General features: G+C 67.7%; 23 protein-coding genes. 11 read left to right on the top strand and 12 right to left on the bottom strand.

The annotated features are described in order from the left end of the window. From O9344_RS13870 to O9344_RS13855, 4 genes are all read left to right on the top strand, one after another. The gene (locus O9344_RS13870) at positions 1–1,281 is read left to right on the top strand and encodes a TRAP transporter large permease (RefSeq protein ID WP_298478270.1); all 1,281 of its coding nucleotides are present in this window, start codon (positions 1–3) and stop codon (positions 1,279–1,281) included. Positions 1,282–1,297: 16 nt separating this feature from the next. Continuing rightward, positions 1,298–2,134, top strand: a complete 837-nt coding sequence (kduI, locus tag O9344_RS13865; RefSeq protein ID WP_298478267.1) for a 5-dehydro-4-deoxy-D-glucuronate isomerase — start codon at positions 1,298–1,300, stop codon at positions 2,132–2,134. Beyond that, on the top strand, positions 2,131–2,469 hold the full coding sequence (locus O9344_RS13860) for a cupin domain-containing protein (RefSeq protein WP_298478264.1): 339 nt from the start codon (positions 2,131–2,133) through the stop codon (positions 2,467–2,469). The genes kduI and O9344_RS13860 overlap by 4 nt, the downstream gene beginning before the upstream one ends. Before the next feature lie 86 nt (positions 2,470–2,555). Next, positions 2,556–3,449 (top strand): sugar kinase, encoded by an 894-nt coding sequence (locus O9344_RS13855; RefSeq protein WP_298478261.1) that lies wholly within the window; start codon positions 2,556–2,558, stop codon positions 3,447–3,449. A 37-nt stretch (positions 3,450–3,486) separates the two neighbouring features. Here the strand turns inward: O9344_RS13855 and O9344_RS13850 are convergent, their stop codons facing one another. The 9 genes from O9344_RS13850 to O9344_RS13810 all read right to left on the bottom strand — a co-directional run bounded on the left by O9344_RS13850 (position 3,487) and on the right by O9344_RS13810 (position 13,765). Further along, positions 3,487–6,708, bottom strand: coding sequence for an efflux RND transporter permease subunit (locus tag O9344_RS13850; RefSeq protein ID WP_298478258.1), 3,222 nt, complete (start codon positions 6,706–6,708; stop codon positions 3,487–3,489). A 63-nt stretch (positions 6,709–6,771) separates the two neighbouring features. Beyond that, entirely contained in the window at positions 6,772–7,878 is a 1,107-nt protein-coding gene (locus tag O9344_RS13845; protein WP_298478255.1) for an efflux RND transporter periplasmic adaptor subunit, read from the bottom strand. 11 nt (positions 7,879–7,889) lie between these two features. Further along, complete coding sequence (locus O9344_RS13840; protein WP_298478252.1) at positions 7,890–8,492, bottom strand: TetR/AcrR family transcriptional regulator; 603 nt, start codon at positions 8,490–8,492, stop codon at positions 7,890–7,892. 208 nt (positions 8,493–8,700) lie between these two features. Next, the gene (locus O9344_RS13835; protein ID WP_298478249.1) at positions 8,701–8,832 is read right to left on the bottom strand and encodes a hypothetical protein; all 132 of its coding nucleotides are present in this window, start codon (positions 8,830–8,832) and stop codon (positions 8,701–8,703) included. Positions 8,833–8,893: 61 nt separating this feature from the next. After that, complete coding sequence (locus tag O9344_RS13830; protein ID WP_298478246.1) at positions 8,894–9,955, bottom strand: branched-chain amino acid ABC transporter permease; 1,062 nt, start codon at positions 9,953–9,955, stop codon at positions 8,894–8,896. A gap of 5 nt (positions 9,956–9,960) precedes the next feature. Further along, the gene (locus O9344_RS13825; protein WP_298478243.1) at positions 9,961–10,977 is read right to left on the bottom strand and encodes a branched-chain amino acid ABC transporter permease; all 1,017 of its coding nucleotides are present in this window, start codon (positions 10,975–10,977) and stop codon (positions 9,961–9,963) included. A gap of 10 nt (positions 10,978–10,987) precedes the next feature. Then, on the bottom strand, positions 10,988–11,722 hold the full coding sequence (locus O9344_RS13820; RefSeq protein WP_298478240.1) for an ABC transporter ATP-binding protein: 735 nt from the start codon (positions 11,720–11,722) through the stop codon (positions 10,988–10,990). Then, complete coding sequence (locus tag O9344_RS13815) at positions 11,715–12,488, bottom strand: ABC transporter ATP-binding protein (protein ID WP_298478238.1); 774 nt, start codon at positions 12,486–12,488, stop codon at positions 11,715–11,717. Before O9344_RS13815 ends, O9344_RS13820 begins: the two co-directional genes overlap by 8 nt. 74 nt (positions 12,489–12,562) lie before the next feature. Beyond that, positions 12,563–13,765: a substrate-binding domain-containing protein gene (locus O9344_RS13810; RefSeq protein WP_298478562.1), complete on the bottom strand. Its 1,203-nt coding sequence runs from the start codon at positions 13,763–13,765 to the stop codon at positions 12,563–12,565. 136 nt (positions 13,766–13,901) lie between these two features. Between O9344_RS13810 and O9344_RS13805 the strand changes: the two genes are divergently transcribed. From O9344_RS13805 to O9344_RS13795, 3 genes are read left to right on the top strand one after another with little or no spacing between them, the layout of a single operon-like run. Next, complete coding sequence (locus O9344_RS13805; protein ID WP_298478236.1) at positions 13,902–14,537, top strand: TetR/AcrR family transcriptional regulator; 636 nt, start codon at positions 13,902–13,904, stop codon at positions 14,535–14,537. 33 nt (positions 14,538–14,570) lie between these two features. Beyond that, the gene (locus O9344_RS13800; protein WP_298478233.1) at positions 14,571–16,076 is read left to right on the top strand and encodes a long-chain fatty acid--CoA ligase; all 1,506 of its coding nucleotides are present in this window, start codon (positions 14,571–14,573) and stop codon (positions 16,074–16,076) included. A gap of 3 nt (positions 16,077–16,079) precedes the next feature. Further along, entirely contained in the window at positions 16,080–16,871 is a 792-nt protein-coding gene (locus O9344_RS13795) for an alpha/beta fold hydrolase (RefSeq protein WP_298478230.1), read from the top strand. Between the two features lie 13 nt (positions 16,872–16,884). On the opposite strand, the gene O9344_RS13790 is transcribed toward O9344_RS13795, so the two are convergent. After that, positions 16,885–17,370 carry a MarR family transcriptional regulator gene (locus tag O9344_RS13790; RefSeq protein WP_298478227.1) on the bottom strand — a complete coding sequence of 162 codons (486 nt, stop codon included), beginning with the start codon at positions 17,368–17,370 and terminating at the stop codon, positions 16,885–16,887. Between the two features lie 266 nt (positions 17,371–17,636). On the opposite strand from O9344_RS13790, the gene O9344_RS13785 reads away from it, so the two are divergent. Continuing rightward, positions 17,637–18,650, top strand: a complete 1,014-nt coding sequence (locus O9344_RS13785; protein WP_298478224.1) for a fumarylacetoacetate hydrolase family protein — start codon at positions 17,637–17,639, stop codon at positions 18,648–18,650. A 22-nt stretch (positions 18,651–18,672) separates the two neighbouring features. Further along, entirely contained in the window at positions 18,673–19,635 is a 963-nt protein-coding gene (locus tag O9344_RS13780) for an MBL fold metallo-hydrolase (protein ID WP_298478221.1), read from the top strand. Positions 19,636–19,650: 15 nt separating this feature from the next. Here O9344_RS13780 and O9344_RS13775 read toward each other — a convergent pair whose 3' ends face one another. After that, the gene (locus O9344_RS13775) at positions 19,651–21,144 is read right to left on the bottom strand and encodes a hypothetical protein (protein WP_298478218.1); all 1,494 of its coding nucleotides are present in this window, start codon (positions 21,142–21,144) and stop codon (positions 19,651–19,653) included. A 247-nt stretch (positions 21,145–21,391) separates the two neighbouring features. On the opposite strand from O9344_RS13775, the gene O9344_RS13770 reads away from it, so the two are divergent. Then, on the top strand, positions 21,392–22,777 hold the full coding sequence (locus tag O9344_RS13770) for a class II 3-deoxy-7-phosphoheptulonate synthase (protein ID WP_298478215.1): 1,386 nt from the start codon (positions 21,392–21,394) through the stop codon (positions 22,775–22,777). Positions 22,778–22,856: 79 nt separating this feature from the next. Here the strand turns inward: O9344_RS13770 and O9344_RS13765 are convergent, their stop codons facing one another. Next, positions 22,857–23,732, bottom strand: coding sequence for a hypothetical protein (locus tag O9344_RS13765; RefSeq protein WP_298478213.1), 876 nt, complete (start codon positions 23,730–23,732; stop codon positions 22,857–22,859). 239 nt (positions 23,733–23,971) lie between these two features. Here O9344_RS13765 and O9344_RS13760 point away from each other — a divergent pair, with 239 nt between their 5' ends. Then, the gene (locus tag O9344_RS13760; protein WP_298478211.1) at positions 23,972–25,711 is read left to right on the top strand and encodes an NAD+ synthase; all 1,740 of its coding nucleotides are present in this window, start codon (positions 23,972–23,974) and stop codon (positions 25,709–25,711) included. Positions 25,712–25,729 lie beyond the last annotated feature (18 nt).

Genomic DNA, 25,729 nt, shown 5'->3' with positions numbered 1-25,729 from the left:
ATGGAACTCGCCATTCTCTTCGGCAGCTTCGCCCTGCTGCTGCTCATCGGCATGCCGATCGCCTTCTGCCTCGGCGTCGCCTCGCTCGCCACCGTCCTCTACATGGACGTGCCGCCGGTGGTGATCTTCCAGCAGATGAATTCCGGCATGAACGCCTTCGCCATGATGGCGATCCCGTTCTTCATCTATTCCGGCGACCTGATGATCCGCGGCGGCATCGCCGAGCGCCTCATCGCCTTCGCCGCCTCCCTCGTCGGACACCTGCGCGGCGGCCTTGGCCAGGTCAACATCGTCACCTGCACGCTGTTCGGCGGCATCTCCGGCTCGGCCGTAGCCGACGCCTCGGCGGTCGGCGGCCTGATGATCCCGGAGATGAAGAAGCGCGGCTACGACGCCGACTACGCGGTGAACGTGACGGCCAATGCCGCCATCATCGCGCTGCTCATCCCGCCCTCGCACAACATGATCATCTACTCGCTGGCGGCGGGCGGGAACCTCTCCATCGCCGACCTCTTCACGGCGGGTATCATCCCCGGCCTGATGCTGGCCGGATCGCTGATGGTAGCGGCCTATATCGTCGCCGTGCGGCGCGGCTACCCCGCCGGCACCTTCCCCGGCTGGTCCATGGTGGGGCGCACCCTCGTCATCGCCACGCCCGGCCTGCTGCTCATCGGCATTATCTTCGGCGGCGTGCGCTCGGGCATCTTCACCGCCACCGAGAGCTCCTGCGTTGCCGTGGTCTACGCGTTGTTCATCACCGTGCTCGTCTATCGCCAGCTGTCCTGGACCGACTTCGTCGAGGCAACGCTCGGCGCTGTGCGCACCACGGCCATGGTCCTGCTCGTCATCGGCACGGCCGGCGCCTTCGGCTGGCTCATGGCATTCCTGCAGGTCCCAGCCCAGACGGTAGCCTTCATGAAGAGCATCACCAGCGATCCCACGATGATGCTGCTGCTGATCAACGTCATCCTGATCTTCCTCGGCACCTTCATGGACATGGCGCCGATGATCATCATCCTCACGCCGATCCTGCTGCCGGTGGTGAAGGCCTTCGGCGTCGACCCGATCCATTTCGGCGTCATCCTCATCCTCAACGCCGGCATTGGCCTCAACACCCCGCCCGTGGGTTCGGTCCAGTTCGTCGCCTGCGCCATCGGCAAGGTCTCGATCGGCGAGAGCATGCGCACGATCTGGCCCTTCTACGGCGCCTCGATCGTGGTGCTGTTGCTCGTCACCTATGTCCCGGCCTTCTCGCTCTGGCTCCCCGCCGTCTTCCGCTGATCCACCGAGGTCCGATATGTCCATCACCGTCCGCCAGGCATCCCATCCGGGTGCCGCCCGCGCCTATGACACCACCGAACTGCGCGCCCATTTCCTCGTCGAGACCCTGTTCAAGGCCGACTCGATCGAGCTGACCTACAGCCACGTCGATCGCATCATCGTCGGCGGCGCCATGCCGGTGAACGGGCCGCTCAAGCTGGAGACCTCCAAGCCCATCGGCCAGGCAACCTTCCTCGCCCGCCGCGAACTCGGCATCTGCAATGTCGGCGGCCCCGGCCGCGTCGTCTGCGACGGCGAGGCCCATAACGTCCACCATCGCGACATGCTCTATGTCGCCATGGGCACCACCGACGTCCGGTTCGAGTCGCAAAGCGCCGATGAGCCGGCAAAATTCTATCTGTTCTCGACGCCCGCCCACGCCCGCCATCGCACCGTCCTGGTGCGGGAGGCCGAGGCCAATGCGCTGGAACTCGGCACCCAGGAGCAGGCCAACACCCGCACGCTGCGCCAGTACATCATTCCCGGACGCGTGCAGTCCTGCCAGCTGGTGATGGGCCTCACCACCCTGAAGCCCGGCAACACCTGGAACACCATGCCGAGCCATGTCCACGACCGGCGTTGCGAGGCCTATCTCTATTTCGACATGAAGCCGGACACCCGCGTCTTCCACCTGATGGGCGAGCCGCAGGAGACCCGCCACTTGGTCGTCGCCAACGACCAGGCCATCATCTCGCCGCCCTGGTCGATCCATTCGGGCTGCGGCACCGCCGCCTATTCCTTCGTCTGGGCCATGGGCGGCGACAACCAGGACTTCACCGACATGGACATGGTGCCGATGGAGGCGCTGCGATGAGCGCCGGCACCGACATCTTTCTGCATGACGGCGAGGTCGCCTGGACCGACCTCGGCGGCGGCGTGAAGCGCAAAATCCTCACCCATGACGCAAGCGTCATGATGGTCCGCGTCGTCTTCGAGAAGGGCGCCGTCGGCGCGCCGCACCAGCATCCGCATATCCAGTGCACGCTGGTCGCGCGCGGGCGCTTCGAGGTCACCATCGACGGCCGCAAGGCGGTGCTCGATGCCGGTGACAGCTTCATTGTGCCGACCAACCTCGTCCATGGCGTGGTGGCCCTGGAGGCGGGCGAACTCGTCGACACCTTTACGCCCCGGCGTGAGGATTTCCTCTGACTGCCTGCCAGGGGAACCCTGCCCCGGGGCGCCGCCGTTGATGATCGGCCACACTTTGGGCCGATAGCGGCGGGACCTTCGGCGGCATGGACGCACTCTTCATCGGACAGACCTATATTGACGTCACGCTGGTGGCTGACGCCATTCCCACGGGGGACGAGAAGGCGGTCGCCAGCGACCATGCCGTCTCCTTCGGCGGCAACGCCGTCACCGCCGCTTTCGCCTGCGCGAAACTCGGCATCCAGCCGGACCTCCTGACCTCGCTGGCGCCGGACTGGCTGGGCCGCATGTTCACCGACATGGCGGCCCGCTACGGCGTCTTCGTCCATCCCCGGCCGGTGAAGCGCTCCTCGCTCTCCTTCGTCATTCCCAACGACGGCAAGCGCGCCATCCTGCGCGCCCGCGACGATGGCTATCTCCACCCTTTTCCGACGCTGACGTTGGACGGCTGCCGCCTCCTGCATCTTGACGGCCATCAGCCTGACGCGGCGCTCGCCTATGCGAAGGCCTGCCGCGAGCGTGGCATCCTCACCTCCCTCGACGGCGGTGGCCTCAGGTCCAACACGGACGAGCTGCTTGGCTATATCGACGTCGCGGTGGTGGCCGAGCGCCTGTGCGAGCAAATGGAGCTGACGCCGGCGGAGATGCTGACCTATCTCCATGCGCGCGGCTGTAAGGTCGGTGCAGTCACTCTCGGCGAGCGTGGCCTGATCTGGATCGACGAAGCCGGCATCACGCACGCGCTGCCTGCCCTGCCTGTGCCGGCCGACCGGGTGATCGACACGAACGGGGCCGGCGACATTTTCCACGGCGCCTACTGCTACGCCTATCTCGCGCGCCCGGAAGGCTCCTGGGGCGACCATTTCCGCTTCGCACGTGCAGCCTCCGCCCATGCGATCCAGCATCTCGGCAACGAGGCGAGCCTGCCGACCCTCGCCGATATCGCGGCTGTGCGCGCAGCCTACGAGCACCAGGGCTGAACGAAAAAGCCCGGCGCAGGGGCCGGGCTTTCGGAGGTCATTCTGCGGCGAGGGAGAGACCGGCCGGGGTCGGTTCGGCCGCGGGCTTCTCCATCGCGTCCGGCTTTGGCTTGCGAACCCGGAACCACAGGGCATAGAGCGCGGGCAGGAACAGGATGGTGAGCAGCGTCGCGGCGAAGAGACCGCCGCCGATGGTGATGGCCATGGGGCCCCAGAACAACGACCGGGCGAGCGGCACCATGGCGAGGATCGCCGCCAAGGCCGTCAGCACGACAGGCCGCGCGCGATGCACCGTCGCCTCGACGATCGAGTCGTAGAGCGACAGGCCGGCCTCACGGTTCTCGTCGATCTGCTGCACAAGGATGACGGTGTTGCGCATGATCATGCCGGCGAGAGCGATCAGGCCGAGCAGGGCGACGAAGCCGAAGGGCGCGCTCAACAGATTCAGCGCGAAGGAGGCGCCGATCAGGCCAAGCGGCGCCGTTGATAAGACCAGCAAAAGCCGCGAGAAGGACTGGAGCTGGATCATCAGCACGGTGAGCATACCCAGCGCCATCACCGGGAAGAGGACCGCCAGCGACGCGTTGGCCTTCTCCGATTCTTCGACCGCGCCGCCGACCTCGATGCGCATGCCAGGCGGCAGTGACGCCGTGAGCCCCTTGAGCGCCTCGCCCACCTGGCCCGAAACCACCGCAGGCTGGACACCGTCCACCACGTCGGACCGCACGGTGATGGCGAGCTCGCGGTTCCGCCGCCAGAGGATCGGGTCCTCTTGCTGGAACTCGATCCGGGCGACCTGCGCCAGCGGCACGGGCACGCCGCCGCGGGCGATGATGGTCAGGTCACCAATGCGACCGAGATCGACTCGCTCGTTGGGGACGGCACGGGCGAGGATGTCGACCTTCTCGGTGCGGTCGCGGATTGTCGTCACCGTGACGCCGGAAAGCAGGGTCTGCAGCGTCTGGGCGACGTCCTGGACGTTGAGGCCGAGCGAGCGGGCGCGGTCCTGATCCACCACCAGGCGGACGGAGGGCGACTGCTCGTTCCAGTCGAGATGGGCATCGCGCGTGCTGGGGTTGGCGCGCATGATCTCGCGCACCTTCACCGCCATCTCGCGCAACATCTGCGGCTCGGTGCCGACGACGCGGAACTGGACGGGGAAGCCGACCGGCGGGCCGAAGTTGAACCGGTCGACACGGACGCGGGCTTCCGACAGCGCGCCCTCGGCGATCGCCTTCTCGAGCCGTGTCTTGACGCGCTCGCGGGCGGCGAGGTCCTTGGTCTGGATGACGATCTGCGAGAAGGACTCGTCGGGCAGCTGCGGGTTGAGGCCGAGCCAGAAGCGCGGGCTGCCCTGGCCGACATAGCTCGTATAGGTGCGGATGTCGGTGTCGCCCTTGAGCAGCACCTCGGCACGCTTGGTGGTGTCGAGGGAAGCAGTGATCGACGAGCCCTGCGGCAGGCGCATCTCAAGGAAGAGCTCGAGGCGGCCCGACACGGGGAAGAACTGCTGCTGGACGCGGGTGAAGGCGACAACCGAGCTGGCGAAAATGCCGATCGTTGCGACCACGACGATGATCTTGTGGTTCACCGACCAACGCACGATGCGGCGCAGAGCCTCGTAGGTCGGCGTGTTGTACATGGCATGTGGATCGGAATGGTCGGGCTTCGGCGGCAAGGGCTTGCCGCGCTTCTGCGCCCGCTTCACCGCGCGCTGGTACTTGCGCTCGGCCAGGGCGTGGAAGTCGGGCAGCAGAACGGAGCCGAGATAGGGCGTGAACAGAACCGCCACGAACCACGATACGACGAGGGCCATGCCGACAACCCAGAAGATCGAGCCGGCATATTCACCGGTTGAGGAACTGGCGAGGCCGACGGGCAGGAAACCGATGGCGGTGACCAGGGTGCCGGTCAGCATGGGGAAGGCGGTGGAGGTCCAGGCATAAGCGGCCGCCGAGACGCGGTCCCAGCCCTGTTCCATCTTCACCACCATCATCTCCACCGCGATGATGGCGTCATCCACCAAGAGGCCGAGGGCGATGATCAGCGCGCCAAGCGAGATGCGGTGGAGATCGATGCCGAACAGGTACATCAGCGTGAAGACGACGGCGAGCACGAGCGGCACCGACAGCGCGACAATGATGCCGGTGCGCAGCCCGAGCGACACGAAGGAGACGAAGAGCACGATGGCCAGCGCCTCGACGAAGGACGTCCTGAACTCCGACACCGCGTCGCGGACGACGTGCGGCTGGTCAGCGATCTGGCCCATCTCGATGCCGAGCGGCAGCTCGGCGCGGAACGGCTGTATAAGGCGCTCAAGATCGTCGCCGAGCGTGGTGATATTGGCGCCCTTCTGCATCACGACGCCGACGAGGACCGCCTGCTGGCCTTCCTGGCGGATGAGATAGGTCGGCGGGTCAACGAAGCCGCGGCTGATGGTGGCGATGTCGCCGAGGCGGAAGATGCGCCCGTTCACGTCGACCGGAATGGCGGCGACGGCCTCGACGCCGTCGAGCGCACCGGTGACGCGCAGCGGCACGCGGGCCGCTCCGGTATCAATCGTGCCCGCGGGTGTGACGGCGTTCTGCTTCTGCAGGCTATCGAAGATCGTCGAGACCGGCACCCCCAGCGTGGCGAGCTTGGCATGGCTGAACTCGACGAAGATGCGTTCGTCCTGGGTGCCGTAGAGGTTCACCTTGGTGACATTGGGAACCCGCAGGAGGTGGCTCTTCAGCCGCTCGGCGATGCGCTTGAGTTCGGCATAGGTCGCGCCCTCGCCGGTCAGGGTGTAGAGCACCGAATCGACGTCGCCGAACTCGTCGTTGACATTCGGGCCGATAAGGCCGCTCGGCAGGTCCGACTTCAGGTCGTCGAGCTTCTTGCGGACCTGGTAGAAGAGCTGCGGCACGTCGCGCGGCGGGGTGGTGTCACGGAACACCATCTGGATCGCGGTGAAGCCGGGCTTTGTGTAGGTCTGCGCCCGCTCGAAATAGGGCAGCTCCTGCAATTTCTTCTCGATGCGCTCGGCCACCTGGTCCTGCATCTCGCGGGCGGTGGCGCCCGGCCAGGCCGCCGTGATCGTCACCACCTTGATGGTGAAGGATGGGTCCTCGGCCTGCCCGAGGCGCATGTAGGAGATCGTGCCGGCAGCCATGACGACGAGGATGGCGAAGAGCAACAGGGCCCGGTGCGTCACCGCCCAGTAGGACCAGTTGCCCTTGGTGAGGTTGGCGTCGTGGCTGTCGTGGGCAGCGGACATGGCGGGTCGCTCCGCGGGAAAATACGGTACGGTTTCGAAAATGGGGAGCGGGCCCGTGGCGGCTCAGCGGCCGTCGACGATGCGCACGCGCTGCTGCACGTCGAGCTTGTGGACGCCGAGGGCGACGACCTTGTCGCCCTCGGCGACGCCGGTGGAGATCAGCACGTCGCGACCGTCATAGCCGGCAACAGTCACGGCCTTCAGCGTCAGGCCTCCGGTCGCCGCATCGACGACGAAGACCGAGGGACCGCGCCCTTCGGCATAGAGCGCGGAGATGGGGAGGCGAGCCACGCGGGCGGACGCGGGCTCGCCAACCGTGACGGTCGCGGTCATACCAATGACCACGCCGTCATCGGCGTCCTGAATAGTGAAACGGGCCTGGAAGGTGCGCGTCGCCGTGTCGGCGGACGCAGCAAACTCGCGCAGTTTGGCCTGGTAGACCTTGCCGGCATTGCTCCACAGGCTGACGGAGGCGACGCCGGTACGCACCGCCTCGATCATCGTCTCGGGGATGGCGACGACCGCCTCGCGCTCGCCCGAGCGGGCGAGGCGGGCGACCGGCGTGCCGGCCGCCACGACCTGGCCGGGCTCGGCGAGGGTCGCGGTGACGACGCCATCGCTGTCGGCGGCGAGCGTGGCATAGGCGAACTGGTTGTTGGCGAGGTCCAGGGCACGCTTCGCCTTGTCCAGGCGGCCGCGGGCATCCGCGGTCCTGGCAAGCTGGGTGTCGAGCGTCGCCTGGGTGGCCCAGCCGGCGGCGCGCAGGTCTTGGGTGCGCTTGTCCTGGGCGAGCGAGGCGTCGAGGTTGATCTGCGCCGCGGCGAGTTCGGCCTCGGCCTGTTGGCGCTGGAGCTGCAGGTCGATGCTGTCGAGGCGGGCCAGGGGCTGGCCCTTGGTGACGGTCTGGCCCTGGTTCACATAGCGCTCGGCGATCTTGCCGGCGACGCGGAAGCCCAGGTCGCTCTCGATGCGCGGCCGCACCGTGCCCACGAAGCTTCGCTCCCGCGACTGCGGCTTGAAGGCCACCGTCTCGACGCGGACGGCGCGGGCCTGGACTTCCTGCGCCTTGGCGTCGGTGCGGGCATTGCCGTCGGTGCAGGCGGCCAGGGCGAGGGCCGCCAGCGCGACGCTGGCGAGAGGGACGAAGCGGAAGCCGGTGGTGCGGGACATGATGGCGGTCCTCAGGCTTTCAGGGCACGGATGGCGAAACGGGTGAGACGGGCTGTCTGCTCGTCGAGATCCTGGTCGAAGGCACAATGGGCGATCAGGGTGGGATGGAAGACACTGACGTGGGACTGCTTGAAGCAGATGGCCGCTTCCAGGGGATCACGCACGATGAACTCGCCGGCGGCCATTCCCTCACGGATAACGTCCGCGAACATGGCAACCAGCGTGTTCAGGTGCTCCTGGATAACCGGCCAGCTCTCGGTCATGGCGGCCTCGACCATGTCGTAGAGGCGCCTCTCGTCGATGAACTGCGACTTGTTGAAACGATGAAGCGTCATCGTCATCCGCGCGAGGCGCCCTTCGGCGGAGAGCGAACGGTCGGCGGCGATGTCCCGCAGAAGCGCATGGCTCTGGTCGAGCAAGCGCCGGGCGATTTCCTGGCAGATCGCCGATTTCGACGGGAAGAAGCGGTAGACGTTGGCCGAACTCATCCCGAGCTCGTTGGCAAGTTCGGCGATGGCCGTCTTCGCATAGCCCACGCGACGAAAATGCTCCTCGGCGACGGTGAGGATCCGTTCGCGGGTCTCGTCGGCGGTGAAGCGGGCGCGGGAGCTCATGGGTTAACGACTTATGACTGACGATTTTGGAACGTTATCACTTCATATGTGTGAGTAAAGAGGTATTTTGCAGTGCAGCGGGGACGCCTAACAAACCGTGAGTCAAACATCTCAAATGCGAATAGGCCCGCCCCTGCAGCAGGGACGGGCCTCCTGCCCGGGAGGCGCAAGAGGGCGGTCCGGGCGCACTAGTCGTGGCGAAATGGGCTCATGGCAGCCAGTTGCTGCTGTGGGACCAGCTGTCTACCTCCGAGGCGGCCTGGTCGCGGGCATAGCCGTAGCGTTCCTGAAGCTTGCCCTTGAGCTGCTTCCAGTGGCTCTCGACACGGTCCCGGTTCATCGGCGCTCCTGAGCTTCGCGATGGCTCGGAAACCACCGGATCGGCGCCGGGTCCCGCAGCCTCAGCCGGATTTGCCGCGCAACCGCCCGACGATACCGGTGGGGAAGAAATAGACGCTCAGCACGAAGAGGATGCCGAGCAGCAGCAGCCAGCGGTCCGGATGGACCAGCTTCGGGATGAGCGGCAGGCCCTCGGTCGCCGCTGAGGCAAGACCCATCAGCTTCTGCAGGTAGTTCTGCGCGACAATGAACAGGGTCGCGCCGATCACGGCGCCATAGAGGGTGCCCATGCCACCGATCACCACCATCAGCAGGATGTCGAGCATGATGGCGAAGGACAGCGTCGTGTCCGGACCGGTGTAGCGGAGCCAGATGGCACTCATGGCGCCGGCCAGCACCGCCATGCCGGCAGCGAGGCAGTTGGCGACGGTTCGGTAGTACACGACGCGATAGCCCAGCGCCTCGGCCCGCATGTCGTTCTCGCGGATCGCCTGGAGCACCCGGCCGAATGGCGAGTTCACCACGCGCAGTGCCACCAGGAAGAGGACGACTGCCGCAACGAAGACGAGGTAGTAGGCGAGGATGCGGCCGTTCACCACCGTGCCGAACAGCGGCTGCTCCAGCAGCCGGTAGCCCGGCCGCAGCACCTGCGGCACCGAGAAGGACCGGCCATCCTCACCGCCGGTGAATTCGGAGAACTGGGTGGCGAGGATCAGGAAGGCGGAGGCCACCGCCAGCGTGATCATGGCGAAGAAGATCGCGCGCACGCGCAGCGACAGGAGGCCGATCAGGAAGGCGAGCGTCACGCCGACAAGGAGCGCGGCCAGGATCCCGACGCCGATGACGCCCCAGCTCGCACCGAACGTGTAGAGCGCGAGGCCGACGCCATAGCCGCCGATGCCGAAGAACATCGTGTGGGCGAAGGAGACGATGCCGGTATAGCCGAGCAGCAGGTCGTAGCTCGCCACCAGCACGATGAAGATGCAGATCTTGGCCGCCGTGTTGATGGCCGCGGCGCCGGGAAAGAGGAAGGGCGCCAGAGCGAGGCCGACGAGGATCGCCAGCAGGATGGCGGTGAGCACGCGGCTCCGGGGGAAATCGCCGGAGAGGATGGAGGTCAGCACGGCCGTCACCTCTTCGCCACGGGATAGAGGCCCTGCGGCCGCCACATGAGGATGGCCACCATGAGCAAGATGTTGGAGGCGAGAGCCACCTTCGGCAGCAGGAAGGCGGTGTAGTTCGCCATCATCGCCACCAAGATGGCGCCGATGAAGCAGCCGCCGACCGAGCCAAGCCCACCGATGATGATGACGATGAAGACCAGCACCATGATGTCGCCGCCGATAGCGGCGGTCAGCGTCTCGCGATAGAGGGCCCAGAGTACGCCGCCGAGGCCGGCAAGGGCGGAGCCGGCAACGAACACGCCGACGAAGAGCCGGCGGATGCGATAGCCCAGCGCCTCGACCATCTCGGCATTCTCCACGCCGGCGCGGATGAGCAGGCCGATTCGTGTGCGGTTCAGGACGAGCAGCATCGTGGCGAAGACGACGAGGCCGACCACCACCGCGAGGATGCGGAAGCGCTCGATGGCGAAATCACCGATGACGATGGCGCCGCGCAACGCGGTCGGCAGCGCCATGGCCTTCTGGTCACCGCCCCAGATCACGTGGATGAGCTGCTCGGCGACGATGAGCCCGCCCATGGTGATGAGGATCTGCTTGAGGTGCTGGCCATAGACCGGCTTGACGATGATCCGCTCGAAGGCCCAGCCGAGCAGGCCCGTGCCAACCATGGCCACCGAGACGGCGAGGCCGAGGGCGAGCAGGTTCCAGCCAAGCGAATCCACCTGCACCCAGCCCGACAGCAGGCCGAGCACCGACAGCGCCATATAGGCGCCGACGGCGATGAAGGCGCCGTGGCCGAAGTTCAGCACGTCCATCAGGCCGAAGACGAGGGTGAGGCCAGAGGCGATGACGAAGATCATCATGCCCATGGCGAGCGCCGCGACGGTCAGCGTCACCCAGGTGGTGACATTGCCGATGAAGGGCAGCGCGATGGCGGAGAGCACGATCGGCAGCAGGATCGGCAGCCAGTCGTGTTTCAACGTCGGCAGCGTGTCGGAGGAGGAGGCGGGGACAGCGGTCATGGCGTGTGCCTCACTGATGCGCGTCGAGCGACAGGCCAAGCAGCCGCTGCTGCAACGCCTCGTCGCCGGCAAGGTCCGCCATGGCGCCGCGATGGACGATGCGGCCGTCGTCCATCACCGCCACATGGTCGCCGAGGCTCGCGGCGAAGCGGAAATTCTGCTCGACCAGCAAGATCGTCGTCTCGCGCTTGAGTTCGGCAAAGGCGCCGATCATCGCCTCGATGATGGCCGGCGCGATGCCCTTGGTCGGCTCGTCGATGAGGATGAGGCGCCGCGGCTCGGCGATGGCCCGGGCGATCGCAAGCATCTGTTTCTGGCCGCCCGACAGCACACCGGCCGGGAACTGCCAGAACTTCTTCAGCGCCGGGAAAAGGCCGAAGATCCACTCGAGCCGCGCGGGATCCATAGGGCCTGATCGCGCCGCCAGCACCATGTTCTCGGCCACCGTCAGGTCGGCGAAAACCGCCATCGTCTCCGGCACATAGGCGATGCCGGCCTGGGCGATGTCGGGGGTCGGCTGGCCGCCGATCGGCCGGCCATCGAAGGTCACGGTGCCGCGCGAGGGCTTCCACAGGCCCATGATGGTGCGCAGTGTCGTGGTCTTTCCCGCGCCGTTGCGGCCGAGCAGCACCGTCATGCCACCGGCGGGAAGATCGAGGTCGACCCCCTGGAGGATGTGATACTGGCCGATATGGGTGTGGACCCCTGCCAGCGAGAGCAGCGGCGTCCCGGTCATCTCAGCCATGGGCGGCCTCCCGCTTCGGCGCCTGGCCGAGATAGGCCTCCTGCACCACCGGCGAGGCTATGACGGTGGCGGGGTCGCCGTCAGCCACCAGCTTGCCGTTGTGCAGCACGACGATGCGGTCGGCGAGCGAACGCACCACGTCCATCTTGTGCTCGACCAGGAGGATGGTCTTGCTGCCGTCCGCCTTGAGGGTCCGGATGAGGTCGAGGATGACAGGCACCTCATCCACCGACATGCCGGCGGTCGGCTCGTCGAACATGAAGACCTTCGGCTCCAGCGCCATCATGATGGCGACCTCGAGCTTGCGCTTGTCACCATGCGGCAGGGCGGCGGCGAGCGTGTCGCGCACACCGGAGAGATTGACGAGGGCGAGATAGTGGTCGGCCCTCTCGATCCAGTCGCGGTGGCGCGACCACAGCGAGAAAAGGCTGGCCGCACCCCGGCCCCGCGCCTGCACGGCGAGGCGGACGTTCTCGGCCACCGTCAGATTGGGGAAGAGGTTGGTGATCTGGAAGGCGCGGCCGATGCCGCGCTGCGCCCGGCCGGCAGCGCCAAGCCCCGAGATGTCCTCGCCCTCAAGGAGCGTGTCGCCGGACGTCGCCGGAATCTGCCCGGACATGAGGTTGAAATAGGTGGTCTTGCCTGCCCCGTTCGGCCCGACAATGGCCGTGAGCGTGCCGGCATGGAAGGCACAGGACACAGCGTCGACGGCCACATGGCCGCCGAAGCGGACGGTCAGGCCGCGGGTTTCGAGGACGGGAGGCATGACGTCTCTTCAGCGGGCGATGCGCAGAACCCGGCCGGGCACAGACCCGGCCGGGAATGGACAGGACAGGGCCCTCAGTTGGTGCGCCGGTTGGTGATCGGCAGCGGCATCTCGGAGGCCGGAATGGTACGCACCAGTTCCAGGAGGTCGTTGTCGCGGGCATTCGGCTTGATGCGGAAGTGATACATCTCCTGCAGCGCCTGATGATCCTCGCGGCGGAAGGTCATCGGACCCTTCGGCGTCTCGAAGGTCATGCCGGCCATTGCGGCGATGAGCTTCTCGGTGTCGGCCGAGCCGGCGCGCTCGAGGCCCGCAACCACCGCCGCGGCGGCAGCGAAGCCACCGGCGACGAAGAAGTCCGGCGGCGCGTTGTGGCGGCGCTGGTACTCCGCCTTGAGCCAGTCGTTCTGCGCGTTCCGCGGGAAGTCGTAATAGTAGTAGATGCCGCCCTCGGTGCCGGCGAAGGCCTTCCAGGCGTTCATGGCGGGCAGGATGTTGCCGCCGGGGGCGAGGGAAATGTTGAAGCGCTCGGGCCGCATGTCCACGAACTTCGCCATCGGATGGGCGCCGGCCCAGATGAAGCCGATGATGCGCTTGCCCGGACGATCGCGCAGCGAGGCGAAGAGGCGCTCGGCGAAGGGCGCGAAGTCCGCCGTGTTGCCGGCGGCATATTCCTCCGCGACGATGCGGGCGCGCGGCCGGATGGCGGCGAGCGCGGCCTTGTAGGCGGCGACGCCGTCGCGGCCGAAGGCGGTGTCGAGGCCGAGCATCCCGATGGACACATCCTCGTTCTCCGGCACCGAAGCCGCCGCCGCCAGCGCGTCCTGATAGGACGAGCGACCCGTGCGGAAGATGTAGCGGTTCCAGCGCGCGCCGGTGATGGAATCCGCCACCGCCGGCTCGACGATGAGGATCTTCTTCGCCTCTTCGGCGACGGGGAGCATGGCGAGGGCGACCGGCGAGCCCGTCGTGCCGACGGCCAGCGCCGCACCGTCGTCGTTGTAGCACTCCTCCAGCAGCGCCTTGCCGCGGTCGGGACGCAGCTGATCATCCTTGACGATGACCTGGATGCGCATGCCGGCCACGGTGTTGGTGCCGCGGGTGAGATATTCGAGGCCCATCATGAAACCGACCTCGGTCTGCCGGGCATAGGCCTCTAGCGGACCGGTCTTGCCGGCGATGAGGCAGATCTTGACGTCGCGGGTCTGGGCCTCGGCGGTCTGCGGCACAGCGGCCAGCATGAGCGAGGCGGCAGCCAGCGCCAGCTTAGTCCTCAGCATGGGGATCCTCCCTGATCCATTCTGTAAACTGACACTTGAGTCATGTTTCATGTGACGCTAGCTTCGTCCCACAAACGCGTCAAGCGGGGAGGCTTCCGGACCGCGACGGACGGGAGCGACGACGGAAACGCCCATGAGCAACGTGCACGCGGCAGAACCCCTGCCGGCGCCCAAGACCCAGCGCGGCGAGCGCACCCGGCAGAAGATCCTCGACGCTGCCGAGCGCGAGATCGGCGCCCGCGGCTTCTCGGATGCCTCCATCGCCACGATCACGGCGGAGGCGGCTGTGGCGCAGGGCACCTTCTACCTCTACTTCCGCTCCAAGGAGGAGGTGCTCCGCGAGCTCGTGCTGCGGATGGGCCGGCGGCTGCGCCATCACCTCACCCGCGCCGTCATGGACGCCCCCGACCGGATGGCGGCCGAACGTCTCGGCATCCGCGCCTTCCTGCAGTTCGTGCGCGACCACCCCAACCTCTACCGGGTCGTGGCGGAATCCCAGTTTGTCGACCCGGCCGTCCACCGCGCCTATTACGAGGAATTCGCCGCCGGCTACAGCGAAGGGCTTCGCGCGGCGGAAGCGCGCGGCGAGATCGCGCCGGGCAATGCCGAGGTGCGGGCCTGGGCGCTCATGGGGGTGACCGACATGGTCGGGCGCCGCTTCGCCCTTTATGACCCGAACGGGCCGCTCGATGCAGCCGCCGAGGCCGCCTATGATTTCGTCGCCCATGGCATGGCGCCGCGGGCTGGGATGCCGGGCAGCCGCGGCTGACCGGACCCTCGCGAGGCCGAGGAAGACCGTCACGTGAAGACCGTTCCGGATCTCTGTCGTCGCCGCGCCGAACTCTCGCCGGACGCGGTCGCCTTTGAGACGGTCGCCAGCGGCGAGACCCTGACCTTCGCCGCCATGGACGAAGCCGTCGGACGCACGGTGGGTGCCCTCGCTGATCTCGGACTGGTGGAAGGCGACCGGCTCGCCGTGCTCTGCCACAACGACCCTGCCTTCTTCGTCCTGCTCTTCGCCGCTGCGCGGGCCCGCCTCGTCTTCGTGCCGCTGAACTGGCGCCTGACGCCGGCCGAACTGGTGCCCATCCTCGACGATTGCGGCCCGAAGCTTCTGATCTGCGACGATGCCCATGCCGAGCTTGCGGAGAACCTGTCCGGCCGTGTCGCAGTGCTGACCTTCGACCGGTTCCACGCGCGCTGTGCCGCGGCGCCCGTGCCGGAGGGCCGTCCCGCGGCATGGGAGACCGAGCGGCCCTGGTATCTTCTCTACACGTCCGGCACGACGGGCAGGCCCAAAGCCGTCGTCCAGACGGCCGGCATGGCCCTCGCCAACGCCGTCAACATCCAGCAGGCGACCGGCCTTGGTGCATCGGACGTGACGCTGAACTTCCTGCCACTGTTCCACACCGCTGGCATTAATCTCCACGCCCTGCCGCTGTTCATCGCCGGGGGCCGGTCGCTCGTCATTCCGAAATTCGATGCGGACGCGGTGATGACCCTGCTGACGGGAAAGCGCATCAGCCTGTTCTTCGGCGTACCGGCCGTCTTCCAGGCCCTCAGCCTGCTCCCGTCCTTCGCCAAGGCGGATTTCACTGCCGTTCGCCACTGGGGCTGCGGCGGCGCGCCGATCGCCGAGCCGCTGCTCCGCGCCTTCCTCGCGCGCGGGGCCACCGTCTGCAACGGCATGGGCATGACCGAGACCGGCCCGACCGTCTTCCTCATGGACCCCCGCGAGGCGGCGGCGAAGATCGGCTCGGTGGGGCGGCCCCAGATCCTCGCCGAGGTCCGCATCGTCGACCTCGAGGATCGCGACGTCGCGCCGGGCGAGGCCGGCGAACTGCTCTTCCGCGGCCCCGGCGTGACCCCCGGCTACTGGAACAACCCGGAAGCAACGGCGCGGGCCTTCGCCCCGGGCGGCTGGCTACGGTCCGGCGATATCGGCCGCATGGACGCGGACGGCTGCTATTTCGTCGTCGACCGGATCAAGGACATGTTCATCTCCGGCGGCGAGAACGTCTATCCAGCCGAGGTCGAGGCCGCGCTGCACGCGCATCCGGCCGTGCTGGAGGTGGCGGTGCTCGGCGTCCCCGATCGGCGCTGGGGCGAGGCCGGACATGCCCTCGTCGTGCTCCGGCCGGGTGCGGACGCCGATCCGGAGATGCTGCGGCTCCATGCCCGCGAAAGGCTTGCCGGCTACAAGGTGCCGCGCGACATCACCATCGTCACCGACTTTCCCCGCACCGCCGCCGGCAAGATCCAGAAGCACGTGCTGCGCGAGCTGCTCGCCCGCGGACGGGGCGACTGACCCATGGCCCCGGCGCTCACCGACATCGGCACCGGCCGGACGCTCGTCCTGCTGCACGGTTGGGCCGTGGACCGCAGCTTCTTCACGCGACAAGCGCCGCTGGCAGAGCAGGGCTATCGCCTTCTCGCGCCCGACCTGCCCGGCCACGGCGAGCGGGCAGCCATCGGCGGAGCCACGACGATGGCGGCGCTGGCCGACGATCTCCGCAACATGCTCGCCGCCGAGCGCCTGGACGGTGCGGTGCTGGTCGGCTGGTCGATGGGGGCGATGCTCGCCCTCGAACTCCTCGCCCGCGGGCCCAGTCCCGCCCTCGCCGGCCTCGTCATCGTCGACATGTCACCCAGGATCGCCAACGACGCCCATTGGCGCCATGGCCTCGCCGGCGGCCAGGATTTCGACGCGACCCACGCCGCCGCCGACCGCATGCATCGCCACTGGGCGGATTACGCCGGGCGCATCGCCCGCTCCATGTTCGCGGAGGGCGGCGAGGAGGATGACGGGCTGGTTGCCGATGCGACGACACGCATTGCCGCCCGCGATCCCGCGCTCATGGCCGGCTATTGGCGCTCGCTCGTCGAGGCGGACCATCGGGCGACGGTGGCACGGCTCCCGGTGCCCGTCCTCGCCATCGCCGGTGGACGCAGCCGCCTCTATCGCAGCGGCGTCGCCACCTGGATCGCGGCGACGGCGCCACACGGGCACGCCGTCACCATGCCCGATGCCGGCCATGCCCCGCATCTCGAACAGCCGGACGCCTTCAACGCCATTGTGGCGCGGTTCGCGGCAGGCCTCTAGGAGCGTGGCGTGGTCAGTCACCGACCTCTTCGGCCACGGCCTGGGGCGACGCGGCCAGGAGACGATGGCTGCTCTCGGTGAGTCGTCGCAGCAGCGCATCGAGCTGGGCCTGCTCCTGCGGCGTGAAGCCGGCGCTGAGTTCCGCCGCGAAGCGCTGCGCCACCGGCACGAGATCGTCATAGATGATCCGGCCCTCGCGGGTCAGCGACAGGAAGGCCTCGCGCAGGTCCTGGCGGTTGATGCGCCGCTGGATGAGCCGGCGCTGCAACAGGCTGCCCACCGCGCGCGAGACCTTGGTCTTGTGCATATGGCTGTGGGCACCGATCTGCTTGGCGGTCATGGTCTCGAACTGGCCCAGCGTCGCAATGATGCGCCATTCCGGGATGCCGAAGCCGTAGCGCTCGGCATAGATGGTCGACAGCCCCTGGCTCACCACATTGGCGAGCAGGTTCAACCGGTAGGGCAGGAACCCGTCTAGTTCGAGCTTCGTGTCAGACATCGAGGATGCGTCCGTATCACGACCGTTCAATGGGGCGGTCGATGGAATAGCGTCAATGGAAATCGAGGTCGTCATGGGGGAATCGGTATCGGCCCAATCGGCACCGTATCGCTGCGCAATCCGTTGTGCAACGCGACAAGGATAATACAACTCGCTGAGGTGGAGCTTACCGCTGCGGCTCTGGTCAAGGGCGCGCGGACAGGCTTTGATGGCGACAGGGGCCGCGACAGACCGGCTCCGCATGCGCTGTGGGGAAGAATAACGCCATGAAGCTCGCCTCTCTCAAGCACGGCCGCGACGGCCGGCTGGTCATCGTGTCGCGGGATCTGACCCGGGCGACCGATGCCTTTCCGGTCGTGTCGACGCTGCAAGGTGCGCTGGACCAATGGTCCCACGTCGCGCCGCGCCTCGGCGACCTCGCCGAGCAGCTCGAAAACGGCTCCGTCCCGTCCTTCCGTTTCCACGAGCACGACTGCGCCAGTCCCCTCCCCCGCGCCTACCAGTGGGCCGATGGCTCGGCCTATGTGAATCACGTCGCCCTCGTCCGGCAGGCGCGCGGCGCCGAGATGCCCGCCTCTTTCTGGACCGATCCGCTGATGTACCAGGGCGGCTCCGACACGTTCATCCCGCCGCGCGACCCGATCATGCTCCCCGACGAGGCGCACGGCATCGACTTCGAGGGCGAGGTGGCGGTGGTTACCGACGACGTGCCGATGGGCGTCGATCCGGTCGCCGCCCTTGACCACATCCGCCTCGTCATGATCGTCAACGATGTGAGCCTGCGGAACCTCATCGCGCCCGAGCTCGCCAAGAGCTTCGGCTTCTTCCAGTCGAAACCCTCCACCGCCTTCTCGCCGGTGGCGGTGACGCCGGACGAGCTCGGCGATGCCTGGCGCGGCGGCAAGCTGCACCTGCCGCTTCTCGCCTATCTCAACGGTGAGCCCTTCGGCCGACCGGAGGCAGGCATCGACATGACCTTCGACTTCGGCACGCTGATCGCCCACGCGGCCAAGACCCGGGCGCTCTCCGCCGGCACCATCATCGGCTCGGGGACCGTGTCGAACCGCGACCCCGACGGTGGCCCCGGCCGGCCCATTGCCGAGGGCGGGCTCGGCTATGTCTGCATCGCCGAGATGCGGACGGTGGAGACGATCCGCGCCGGTGCGCCGCGCACCCCGTTCATGCGCTTCGGCGATGCGGTGCGCCTGGAGGTCAAGGACGAGCGCGGCCATTCGATCTTCGGCGCCATCGACCAGATCGTGCGCAAGCACCACGCCTGAACGGGTTCGAGGACGAGCACAGATGACCGAACCGACCCGGGCCTTTGCGTCCACCGCCGATCTGGGGCCGAAGACCGTCTCCTTCGACCGCCTGGGCGAAGGGCTTTACGCCTACACCGCCGAGGGCGACCCCAATTCCGGCATCATCGTCGGTGACGATGGCTGCATGGTCATCGACGCCCAGGCGACGCCCGCCATGGCCGCCGACGTCATCGCGCGCGTGCGCCAGGTGACCGACAAGCCGATCCGCTACGTCCTGCTCTCGCATTATCATGCAGTGCGCGTGCTCGGTGCCTCGGCCTATGAGGGCGCCACGATCATCGCCTCGGACGCGACGCGCGGCCTGATCGTCGAGCGCGGCGAACAGGACAAGGCGAGCGAGATCGGCCGTTTTCCCCGCCTCTTCCCGGGCGCGGAATCGATCCCGCCCGGCCTCACCTGGCCGCATGTCACCTTCGGTACGGAGATGACCGTCTGGCTCGGTCGCCGCGAGGTGAAGCTCATGCATCTCGGTCGCGGCCACACGGCCGGCGATACCGTGGCCTGGGTCCCGGATTCCGGGGTCGCCTTCACCGGTGACCTCGTCGAGTATCACTCCGCCTGCTATTGCGGCGACGCCCATTTCAGGGACTGGCCGAAGACCCTCGCCGCGATCGAGGCGCTGGCGCCCAAGGCCGTGGTGCCCGGTCGCGGCGCGGCGCTCACCTCCCCCGACATGGTGGCGGACGGCATCCGCCTCACCCGCGACTTCCTCGACACGCTCTACGGATCGGTGGCGGAGAGCGTCGGGAAAGGTCTGACACTGAAGCAGGCCTTCGACGCCTGCCGTGTCGCCATGGACCCGAAATTCGGCTCCTTCGCCATCTACGAGCACTGCCTGCCCTTCAACGTCTCGCGCGCCTTTGACGAGGCGAGCGGCATCGATTGGCCGGTCATCTGGACCGATGTCCGCGACCGCGAGATGTGGGCGAAGCTGCAGGGCTGAGGAAGCGGCCCGCGCTCAGCGGGCGGCGCGCTCCCACAGGTTCTTCGTCACCTGGACAAAGGCCGTCGAGCGCAGGCCGGCATCCTTCATCGAAGCGGCAATCTTTGTCATCAGCAGCGGATCGCCCGAGGCGATGGCGATGTCGAGCATGATCGCCCATTCGTCGTCGGCCGGTTCCTCACCCTTGGTGCCTGCCGCGATCGCCCTCATTCGGGTGGCAAGCCCGTCGACTCGCGCGATATAGGCCTTCGCGCCCTCGGAGGTGATGCGGGCCGCAACGGCGTCCACGGCCTCCTTCGGGCCACGGCCGACGACGGCGCGCCACAGCGTCTCGAAGACCACGCCGACCCGCTCCTGGTCGAAGGTCACGCGGTTGAGCTCGTCGACCCGCCCGAGACGCACGAAGAGGTCGCGCGCCTCCGCCACGGCACCGCGGCCAATGAGCATCTCCACGGCCGTATCGATCACGGCGCCGCGCGACCGGCCGGTCGCCTCCGCCGCCTCGGCGACGGCCACGAGGCTCGCCACGGGCAAGTTCCGCATCCCGCCGATGTCCTCGTCGACCGAGACCGCGTCCTCCGGCGGCAGGCGCAGGGCCGGCCCGAAGGCACGGATCCACTCGGCGCGCCCCTCGCGCATGAGGACGCGCAGGATGCGGCTCCCCGACTCGGCATCCGCCGAGGTGTTGAAGGGCGGCCGGGCCGCCAGCGCCTTGCGGAAGCCCTCGAGATTGTTCGCCGCGACGGCCCCCCGAAGCACCATGTCCCAGCTGTCGCGACGCGCAGTCTCGGCATCGTCGAACGGAGCGGTCTGGTTCGCGCGCGCCCCGCGCGCCCATTCGTCGATGGAGCGGGCGATCACCATGTCGCCGCGGGCACCGGCCTGCAGCGCCTGCGCCATGCGGCGGGTGAAGCGGTCCTTGATCTGGTTCGCCACGGCATCCGCCTCGGCAGGCGCGCGGGCGATGGCGATCTCGAGAAGCTCGAGCTTGATCTCGTCGCGGCTGTCGCTCTCCACCAGGCGATCAACCCGACCGAGCGCGTCGGCGACGCGGCCCGAGCGCGCCTCGTCGAGGATCAGCACGGAGGGCTCCGACAGCGGCGCCGGCTGCGGCTGGTCGAGGCCGAGCTCGCGATAGGCGGCGGCGAAATCGCCCTTGCGCGCCAGGTGCTCGGCCCGCACCGGCACGATGCGCTCCTTGATGCCATCGACGGTCGCGATCTTCGCCCAGGCCTCGTAGCGCGCCATCCAGCGTTCACGCGCGCCAAGGTCGGGATCGGATTGCAGGAACGCCTCGAAGGCGGCTGTGGCGGCCCAGCCCTCCGGCTCCTCGGCGGCGGCCTTGAGCGCCAGTTCGGCGGTGCAGGCCGGGGTCGGCGCGGCGGTGCAGGCGGCCTCGTCGACCGTGACCTCGATGGCGTGCGGCGCCTGCGCCGCGAGCGGCTGCGCCATCGCGAGAACCGAGGCCGCGACAGCGGAGAGGAGGAGGTTACGGACGGTGCGGGTCATGGCGAACCTTTGTGTCACGGCCGGATCGGGGGTACAGGAGCAAGGGCACCAAGGCAACGCGCGATCCCGTCGCGCGGGGCCTCCGGCGAGGCCGGACGCAGCACCGCCCTTCGGACCGCTCGCTCACGCCCCCATCCTGGTGTATAAGGCTCGTCCCCTGCCCGCGTGGTCCAAAGACCCGAGGCGCAGGGATCACTTTTTCGCGCGGGAGCGAACCCGTCGCGAGACCAGGCGAGAGGAACGTGTCATGGGCGAGCGTTGGAGCCCGTCGAGCTGGCGGTCGAAGCCGATCCTGCAGGTGCCGGTCTATAAGGACCAGACGGCGCTTCAGGACGTCGAGAAGCGCCTTTCGGGCTTTCCGCCGCTGGTTTTTGCGGGCGAGGCGCGCAACCTGAAGAAGTCCCTCGCGAAAGTCGCAAGAGGCGAGGCCTTCCTGCTGCAGGGCGGTGACTGCGCCGAGAGCTTCGCCGAGCACGGCGCCGACAACATCCGCGATTTCTTCCGCGCCTTCCTGCAGATGGCCGTGGTGCTGACCTATGCCGGCGGCATGCCGGTGGTGAAGGTCGGCCGCGTTGCCGGCCAGTTCGCCAAGCCGCGCTCGGCCGACACCGAGACGATCGACGGCGTGACGTTGCCCTCCTATCGCGGCGACATCATCAACGACATCGCTTTCACGCCGGAGTCGCGCGAGCCGGATCCGACCCGCCAGGCCATGGCCTACCGCCAGTCGGCGGCGACGCTGAACCTGCTGCGCGCCTTCGCCTATGGCGGCTACGCCAATCTCGACAACGCCATGAAGTGGATGCTCGGCTTCGTGAAGGACACGCCGGCCAACGACCGCTATCGGCACCTCGCCGAGCGGATCGAGGAGGCGCTGGATTTCATGCGCGCCTGCGGCATCGACCCCGAGGCTCATCCGGAGATGCGCACCACCGAGCTCTATACGAGCCATGAGGCGCTGCTGCTGGGCTACGAAGAGGCGCTGACCCGCGTCGATTCCACCTCCGGCGACTGGTACGCCACCTCTGGCCACATGCTGTGGATCGGCGACCGCACCCGCCAGGTCGACCATGCCCATGTCGAGTATTTCCGCGGCATCAAGAACCCGATCGCCTTCAAGTGCGGTCCGAGCCTCGATGCCGACGGCCTGATCCGCCTGCTCGACGTCCTCAACCCCGAGGACAAGGCCGGCCGCATCACGCTGATCTGCCGCTTCGGCGCCGACAAGGTGGAGAAGCACCTGCCCGCCCTGATCCGCGCCGTGGAGAAGGAAGGCCGGACGGTCGTGTGGTCCTGCGATCCGATGCATGGCAACACGATCAAGGCCGCGAATGGCTACAAGACGCGCCCCTTCGACCTCGTCATGGGCGAAATCGAGCGCTTCTTCGCCATCCATGCGGCCGAGGGTACCTATGCCGGCGGCATCCATCTCGAGATGACCGGCAAGAACGTCACGGAATGCACGGGCGGTCGCGCGGCAATCACCGACCTCGACCTGTCGGACCGCTACCACACCCATTGCGACCCGCGGCTCAACGCCGAGCAGGCGCTGGAAGTGTCGTTCAAGGTGGCCGAGATGCTGAAGCGCCAGCGCCTCACCCGCAGCCCAGCGGTGCGCGAAGCGGCGGAGTGACCTCCGCCCCAAGGCGACAGAAAGACAAAGGCCCGCTCCGGCATCCGGAACGGGCCTTTTGATGTCGGGGATCGGCCGATCAGTATTTGATGCCGACGCCGGCGCGGATCGTGTGCAGCGTCACCGGCACGCCGCCCATCGAGGGCACGCGCAGGAACTGATACTCGGCACGGGCAAAGATGTTGTTGGTCAGCAGCGCCTCGACGCCGGTGCCCATGACATAGCCGAAGCCGATCGTGCCGTTGGCGCTCCTCGTCGAGTTGACGATGTCGCTGTAGGCGGCGGTCCAGTCGACGCTGTCCGAGGAGTCGGTGTCGATGCGCGAGATGCCGGCGCGGTAGCTGACCGAGGAATTGCCGCGCACCAGCGCAAGACCGCCGGTGATATAGGGCATGACCCGGCCATAGGCCCAGCCGCCGCGCAGGCGCGCCGTCACATAGTCGGTGATGGAGGCTCGCACCGTCGTGCTCTGCGAGAAGGCGTCGGTAAAGCCGGTCTGGGCGTAGAGCACGCTGAAGGGCTGGGTCCAGGTCCGGCTCCCGCCGCCGCCGCTGGCGACGCGGTTGTAATCGACCTCGAAGCCGATCACCGCATCCTCGTACTGCTGCTGGTAGCCGACGAAGATGCCGAACATCACCGGCGAGGCCCGGACCGGGTCGACATTGATGAAATCGGGTGCCGGGGTGCCCGATGGCGGGTTGAGATAGACAAGGCCGTTGAGCAGCCGCCTCGCCTCACGCTGGGCCATCGCTTGCGTGTCGGCCGTCATGCTGCCGATGCCACCGTGGACACCGCCATAGATGCCGGACCAGTTTGGTCCGGTGTCCTCATAGGCCGGCAGCGAACCGCGCAGCGACATGTCGGCCGCCGCGGCCGGGTGAGCCAGGGCCACCAGCCCTGCGAGCACCGCCGCCCCTGCGGCCTTGCCCATCGTGATCATCGAACGCGCCGCCATTCCGGCCTCCTCGCGAGCCGCGACCCCGCACGGGTCGCTCTCCCTCGCGACCATTCATGAATCATCAAGGTTACTGCCGGGTTAAGTGCAACATCATTCAAGCATCTGTTTCTGTTTGGATTTTTACCTTTTGTTGAGGATTGGCGCCGCCTTGGCCTCCGGCGGGATGCGCGTCGGCCGCGGGCCGCCCCGTCCCTCGACACATTGAGAACCGCAGGCCCGCGCGTTACATCTCACCCATGACCCAGACGCCGTCCTCGCTCCGCATCGCCGTCGCCCAGCTCAATCCCGTCATGGGCGATGTCGCCGGCAACCTCGCCAAGGCACGCGCCGCACGGGCCGATGCGGCGGCAGCGGGCGCCGACCTCGTGGTCTTCTCCGAGCTCTTCATCTCCGGTTACCCGCCGGAGGACCTGGTGCTGAAACCGGCCTTCCAGGCCGCCTGCCGCGCGGCCACCGAGACGCTGGCGCGCGAGACGGCAGATGGCGGCCCCGCCCTGCTCGTCACCACGCCCTGGGCGGAGGACGGCCGCGTCTATAACGCCGTGGTCGTCGCCGATGCCGGCATGATCCAGGCGGTGCGCTTCAAGGTCGACCTGCCGAACTATTCGGTCTTCGACGAGAAGCGCGTCTTTGCGCCCGGCCCGCTGCCCGGCCCGGTCAATGTCCGCGGCGTGCGCATCGGCGTGCCGATCTGCGAGGACATCTGGGGCGAGGAGGTGGTCGAGACCCTCTCCGAGACCGGGGCCGAGATGCTTATCGTTCCCAACGGCTCGCCCTACCGCGAGAGCGTCTATGACGAGCGGATGAGCACCATCGTCGCCCGGATCGGCGAGAGCGACCTGCCGCTGCTCTACGTCAACCAGGTGGGCGGGCAGGACGAGTTGGTCTTCGACGGCGCCTCGCTGGCGGTGAATGCCGACCGCTCGCTGGCCATGCAGCTTCCCGCCTTCGCCGAGACCATCGCCATCGTGGAGGCGAAGCGCGTCGATGGCGCCTGGCGCTTCTCGGGGCCCGTCCATGCCCACGAGACCGGCGACGAGGCGAACTACGCCGCCTGTGTCCTCGGCCTGCGCGACTATGTCGAAAAGAACCGCTTCCCCGGCGTGGTCCTCGGCCTGTCCGGCGGCATCGATTCCGCCATCTGCGCCGCCATGGCGGTCGACGCCCTCGGCCCGGAGCGGGTCCATTGCGTGATGCTGCCCTATCGCTTCACGTCGGAGGATTCGCTCAAAGACGCCTTCGAATGCGCCCGGGCGCTCGGCGTACGCTACGACGTCGTGCCGATCGCCGCCGCCGTGGAGGGCCTCGAGGCGACGCTGGCGCCGCTCTTCAAGGGCACCAACCGTGACATCACCGAGGAGAATCTGCAGAGCCGCGCCCGCGGCACGATCCTCATGTCCATCTCCAACAAGTTCGGCGCCATGGTGGTGACCACCGGCAACAAGAGCGAGATGTCGGTCGGCTACGCCACGATCTATGGCGACATGAACGGCGGCTACAATCCGGTGAAGGACCTCTACAAGAGCGAGGTCTTCCGCCTCTCGGCCCTGCGCAACCGCTGGAAGCCGGCCGGCGCCCTCGGGCCGGACGGCGAGGTCATCCCCGTCAACATCATCACCAAGCCACCGACGGCGGAGCTACGCGAGAACCAGAAAGATCAGGACTCGCTGCCGCCCTACGACATCCTCGACGCCATTCTGGAGCGCCTGGTGGAAAGGGAGGCGCCGGTCGCCTCCATTGTCGCCGAGGGCTACGAGGCCGAGACGGTCAAAAAGGTCGAGCGGCTCCTGAACATCGCCGAATACAAGCGCCGCCAGGCCGCCCCCGGCGTGAAGGTCACCGCCCGCAATTTCGGCCGCGACCGGCGCTATCCGATCGTCAACCGCTTCCGCGACACCGGCGAGCCGCTGCCGCGGCCCGACATGGCGGTGATGAACCCCACCGCCATGCCGAAGCTGGACGTGGTGGACTTCTGACCCCGTCCCGCGCTATCC

This window comes from Phreatobacter sp., from assembly GCF_027532945.1.
In the GTDB taxonomy this organism is placed as follows: domain Bacteria; phylum Pseudomonadota; class Alphaproteobacteria; order Rhizobiales; family Phreatobacteraceae; genus Phreatobacter.
Note: the sequence above shows the minus strand (reverse complement) of the source record. Positions and strands in the feature narration are given on the sequence as shown.

Excerpts from the sequence above, each read along its gene's own strand:
- O9344_RS13760 (WP_298478211.1), top strand. The coding sequence starts at position 23,972 with ATGACCCAGACGCCGTCCTCGCTCCGCATCGCCGTCGCCCAGCTCAAT.
- O9344_RS13840 (WP_298478252.1), bottom strand. The coding sequence starts at position 8,492 with ATGAGCTCCCGCGCCCGCTTCACCGCCGACGAGACCCGCGAACGGATC.
- O9344_RS13765 (WP_298478213.1), bottom strand. The coding sequence starts at position 23,732 with ATGGCGGCGCGTTCGATGATCACGATGGGCAAGGCCGCAGGGGCGGCG.
- O9344_RS13855 (WP_298478261.1), top strand. The coding sequence starts at position 2,556 with ATGGACGCACTCTTCATCGGACAGACCTATATTGACGTCACGCTGGTG.
- O9344_RS13850 (WP_298478258.1), bottom strand. The coding sequence starts at position 6,708 with ATGTCCGCTGCCCACGACAGCCACGACGCCAACCTCACCAAGGGCAAC.
- O9344_RS13870 (WP_298478270.1), top strand. The coding sequence starts at position 1 with ATGGAACTCGCCATTCTCTTCGGCAGCTTCGCCCTGCTGCTGCTCATC.
- O9344_RS13815 (WP_298478238.1), bottom strand. The coding sequence starts at position 12,488 with ATGCCTCCCGTCCTCGAAACCCGCGGCCTGACCGTCCGCTTCGGCGGC.
- O9344_RS13780 (WP_298478221.1), top strand. The coding sequence starts at position 18,673 with ATGACCGAACCGACCCGGGCCTTTGCGTCCACCGCCGATCTGGGGCCG.
- O9344_RS13860 (WP_298478264.1), top strand. The coding sequence starts at position 2,131 with ATGAGCGCCGGCACCGACATCTTTCTGCATGACGGCGAGGTCGCCTGG.
- O9344_RS13775 (WP_298478218.1), bottom strand. The coding sequence starts at position 21,144 with ATGACCCGCACCGTCCGTAACCTCCTCCTCTCCGCTGTCGCGGCCTCG.
- O9344_RS13820 (WP_298478240.1), bottom strand. The coding sequence starts at position 11,722 with ATGGCTGAGATGACCGGGACGCCGCTGCTCTCGCTGGCAGGGGTCCAC.
- O9344_RS13795 (WP_298478230.1), top strand. The coding sequence starts at position 16,080 with ATGGCCCCGGCGCTCACCGACATCGGCACCGGCCGGACGCTCGTCCTG.
- O9344_RS13785 (WP_298478224.1), top strand. The coding sequence starts at position 17,637 with ATGAAGCTCGCCTCTCTCAAGCACGGCCGCGACGGCCGGCTGGTCATC.
- O9344_RS13790 (WP_298478227.1), bottom strand. The coding sequence starts at position 17,370 with ATGTCTGACACGAAGCTCGAACTAGACGGGTTCCTGCCCTACCGGTTG.
- kduI (WP_298478267.1), top strand. The coding sequence starts at position 1,298 with ATGTCCATCACCGTCCGCCAGGCATCCCATCCGGGTGCCGCCCGCGCC.
- O9344_RS13835 (WP_298478249.1), bottom strand. The coding sequence starts at position 8,832 with ATGAACCGGGACCGTGTCGAGAGCCACTGGAAGCAGCTCAAGGGCAAG.
- O9344_RS13770 (WP_298478215.1), top strand. The coding sequence starts at position 21,392 with ATGGGCGAGCGTTGGAGCCCGTCGAGCTGGCGGTCGAAGCCGATCCTG.
- O9344_RS13825 (WP_298478243.1), bottom strand. The coding sequence starts at position 10,977 with ATGACCGCTGTCCCCGCCTCCTCCTCCGACACGCTGCCGACGTTGAAA.
- O9344_RS13845 (WP_298478255.1), bottom strand. The coding sequence starts at position 7,878 with ATGTCCCGCACCACCGGCTTCCGCTTCGTCCCTCTCGCCAGCGTCGCG.
- O9344_RS13805 (WP_298478236.1), top strand. The coding sequence starts at position 13,902 with ATGAGCAACGTGCACGCGGCAGAACCCCTGCCGGCGCCCAAGACCCAG.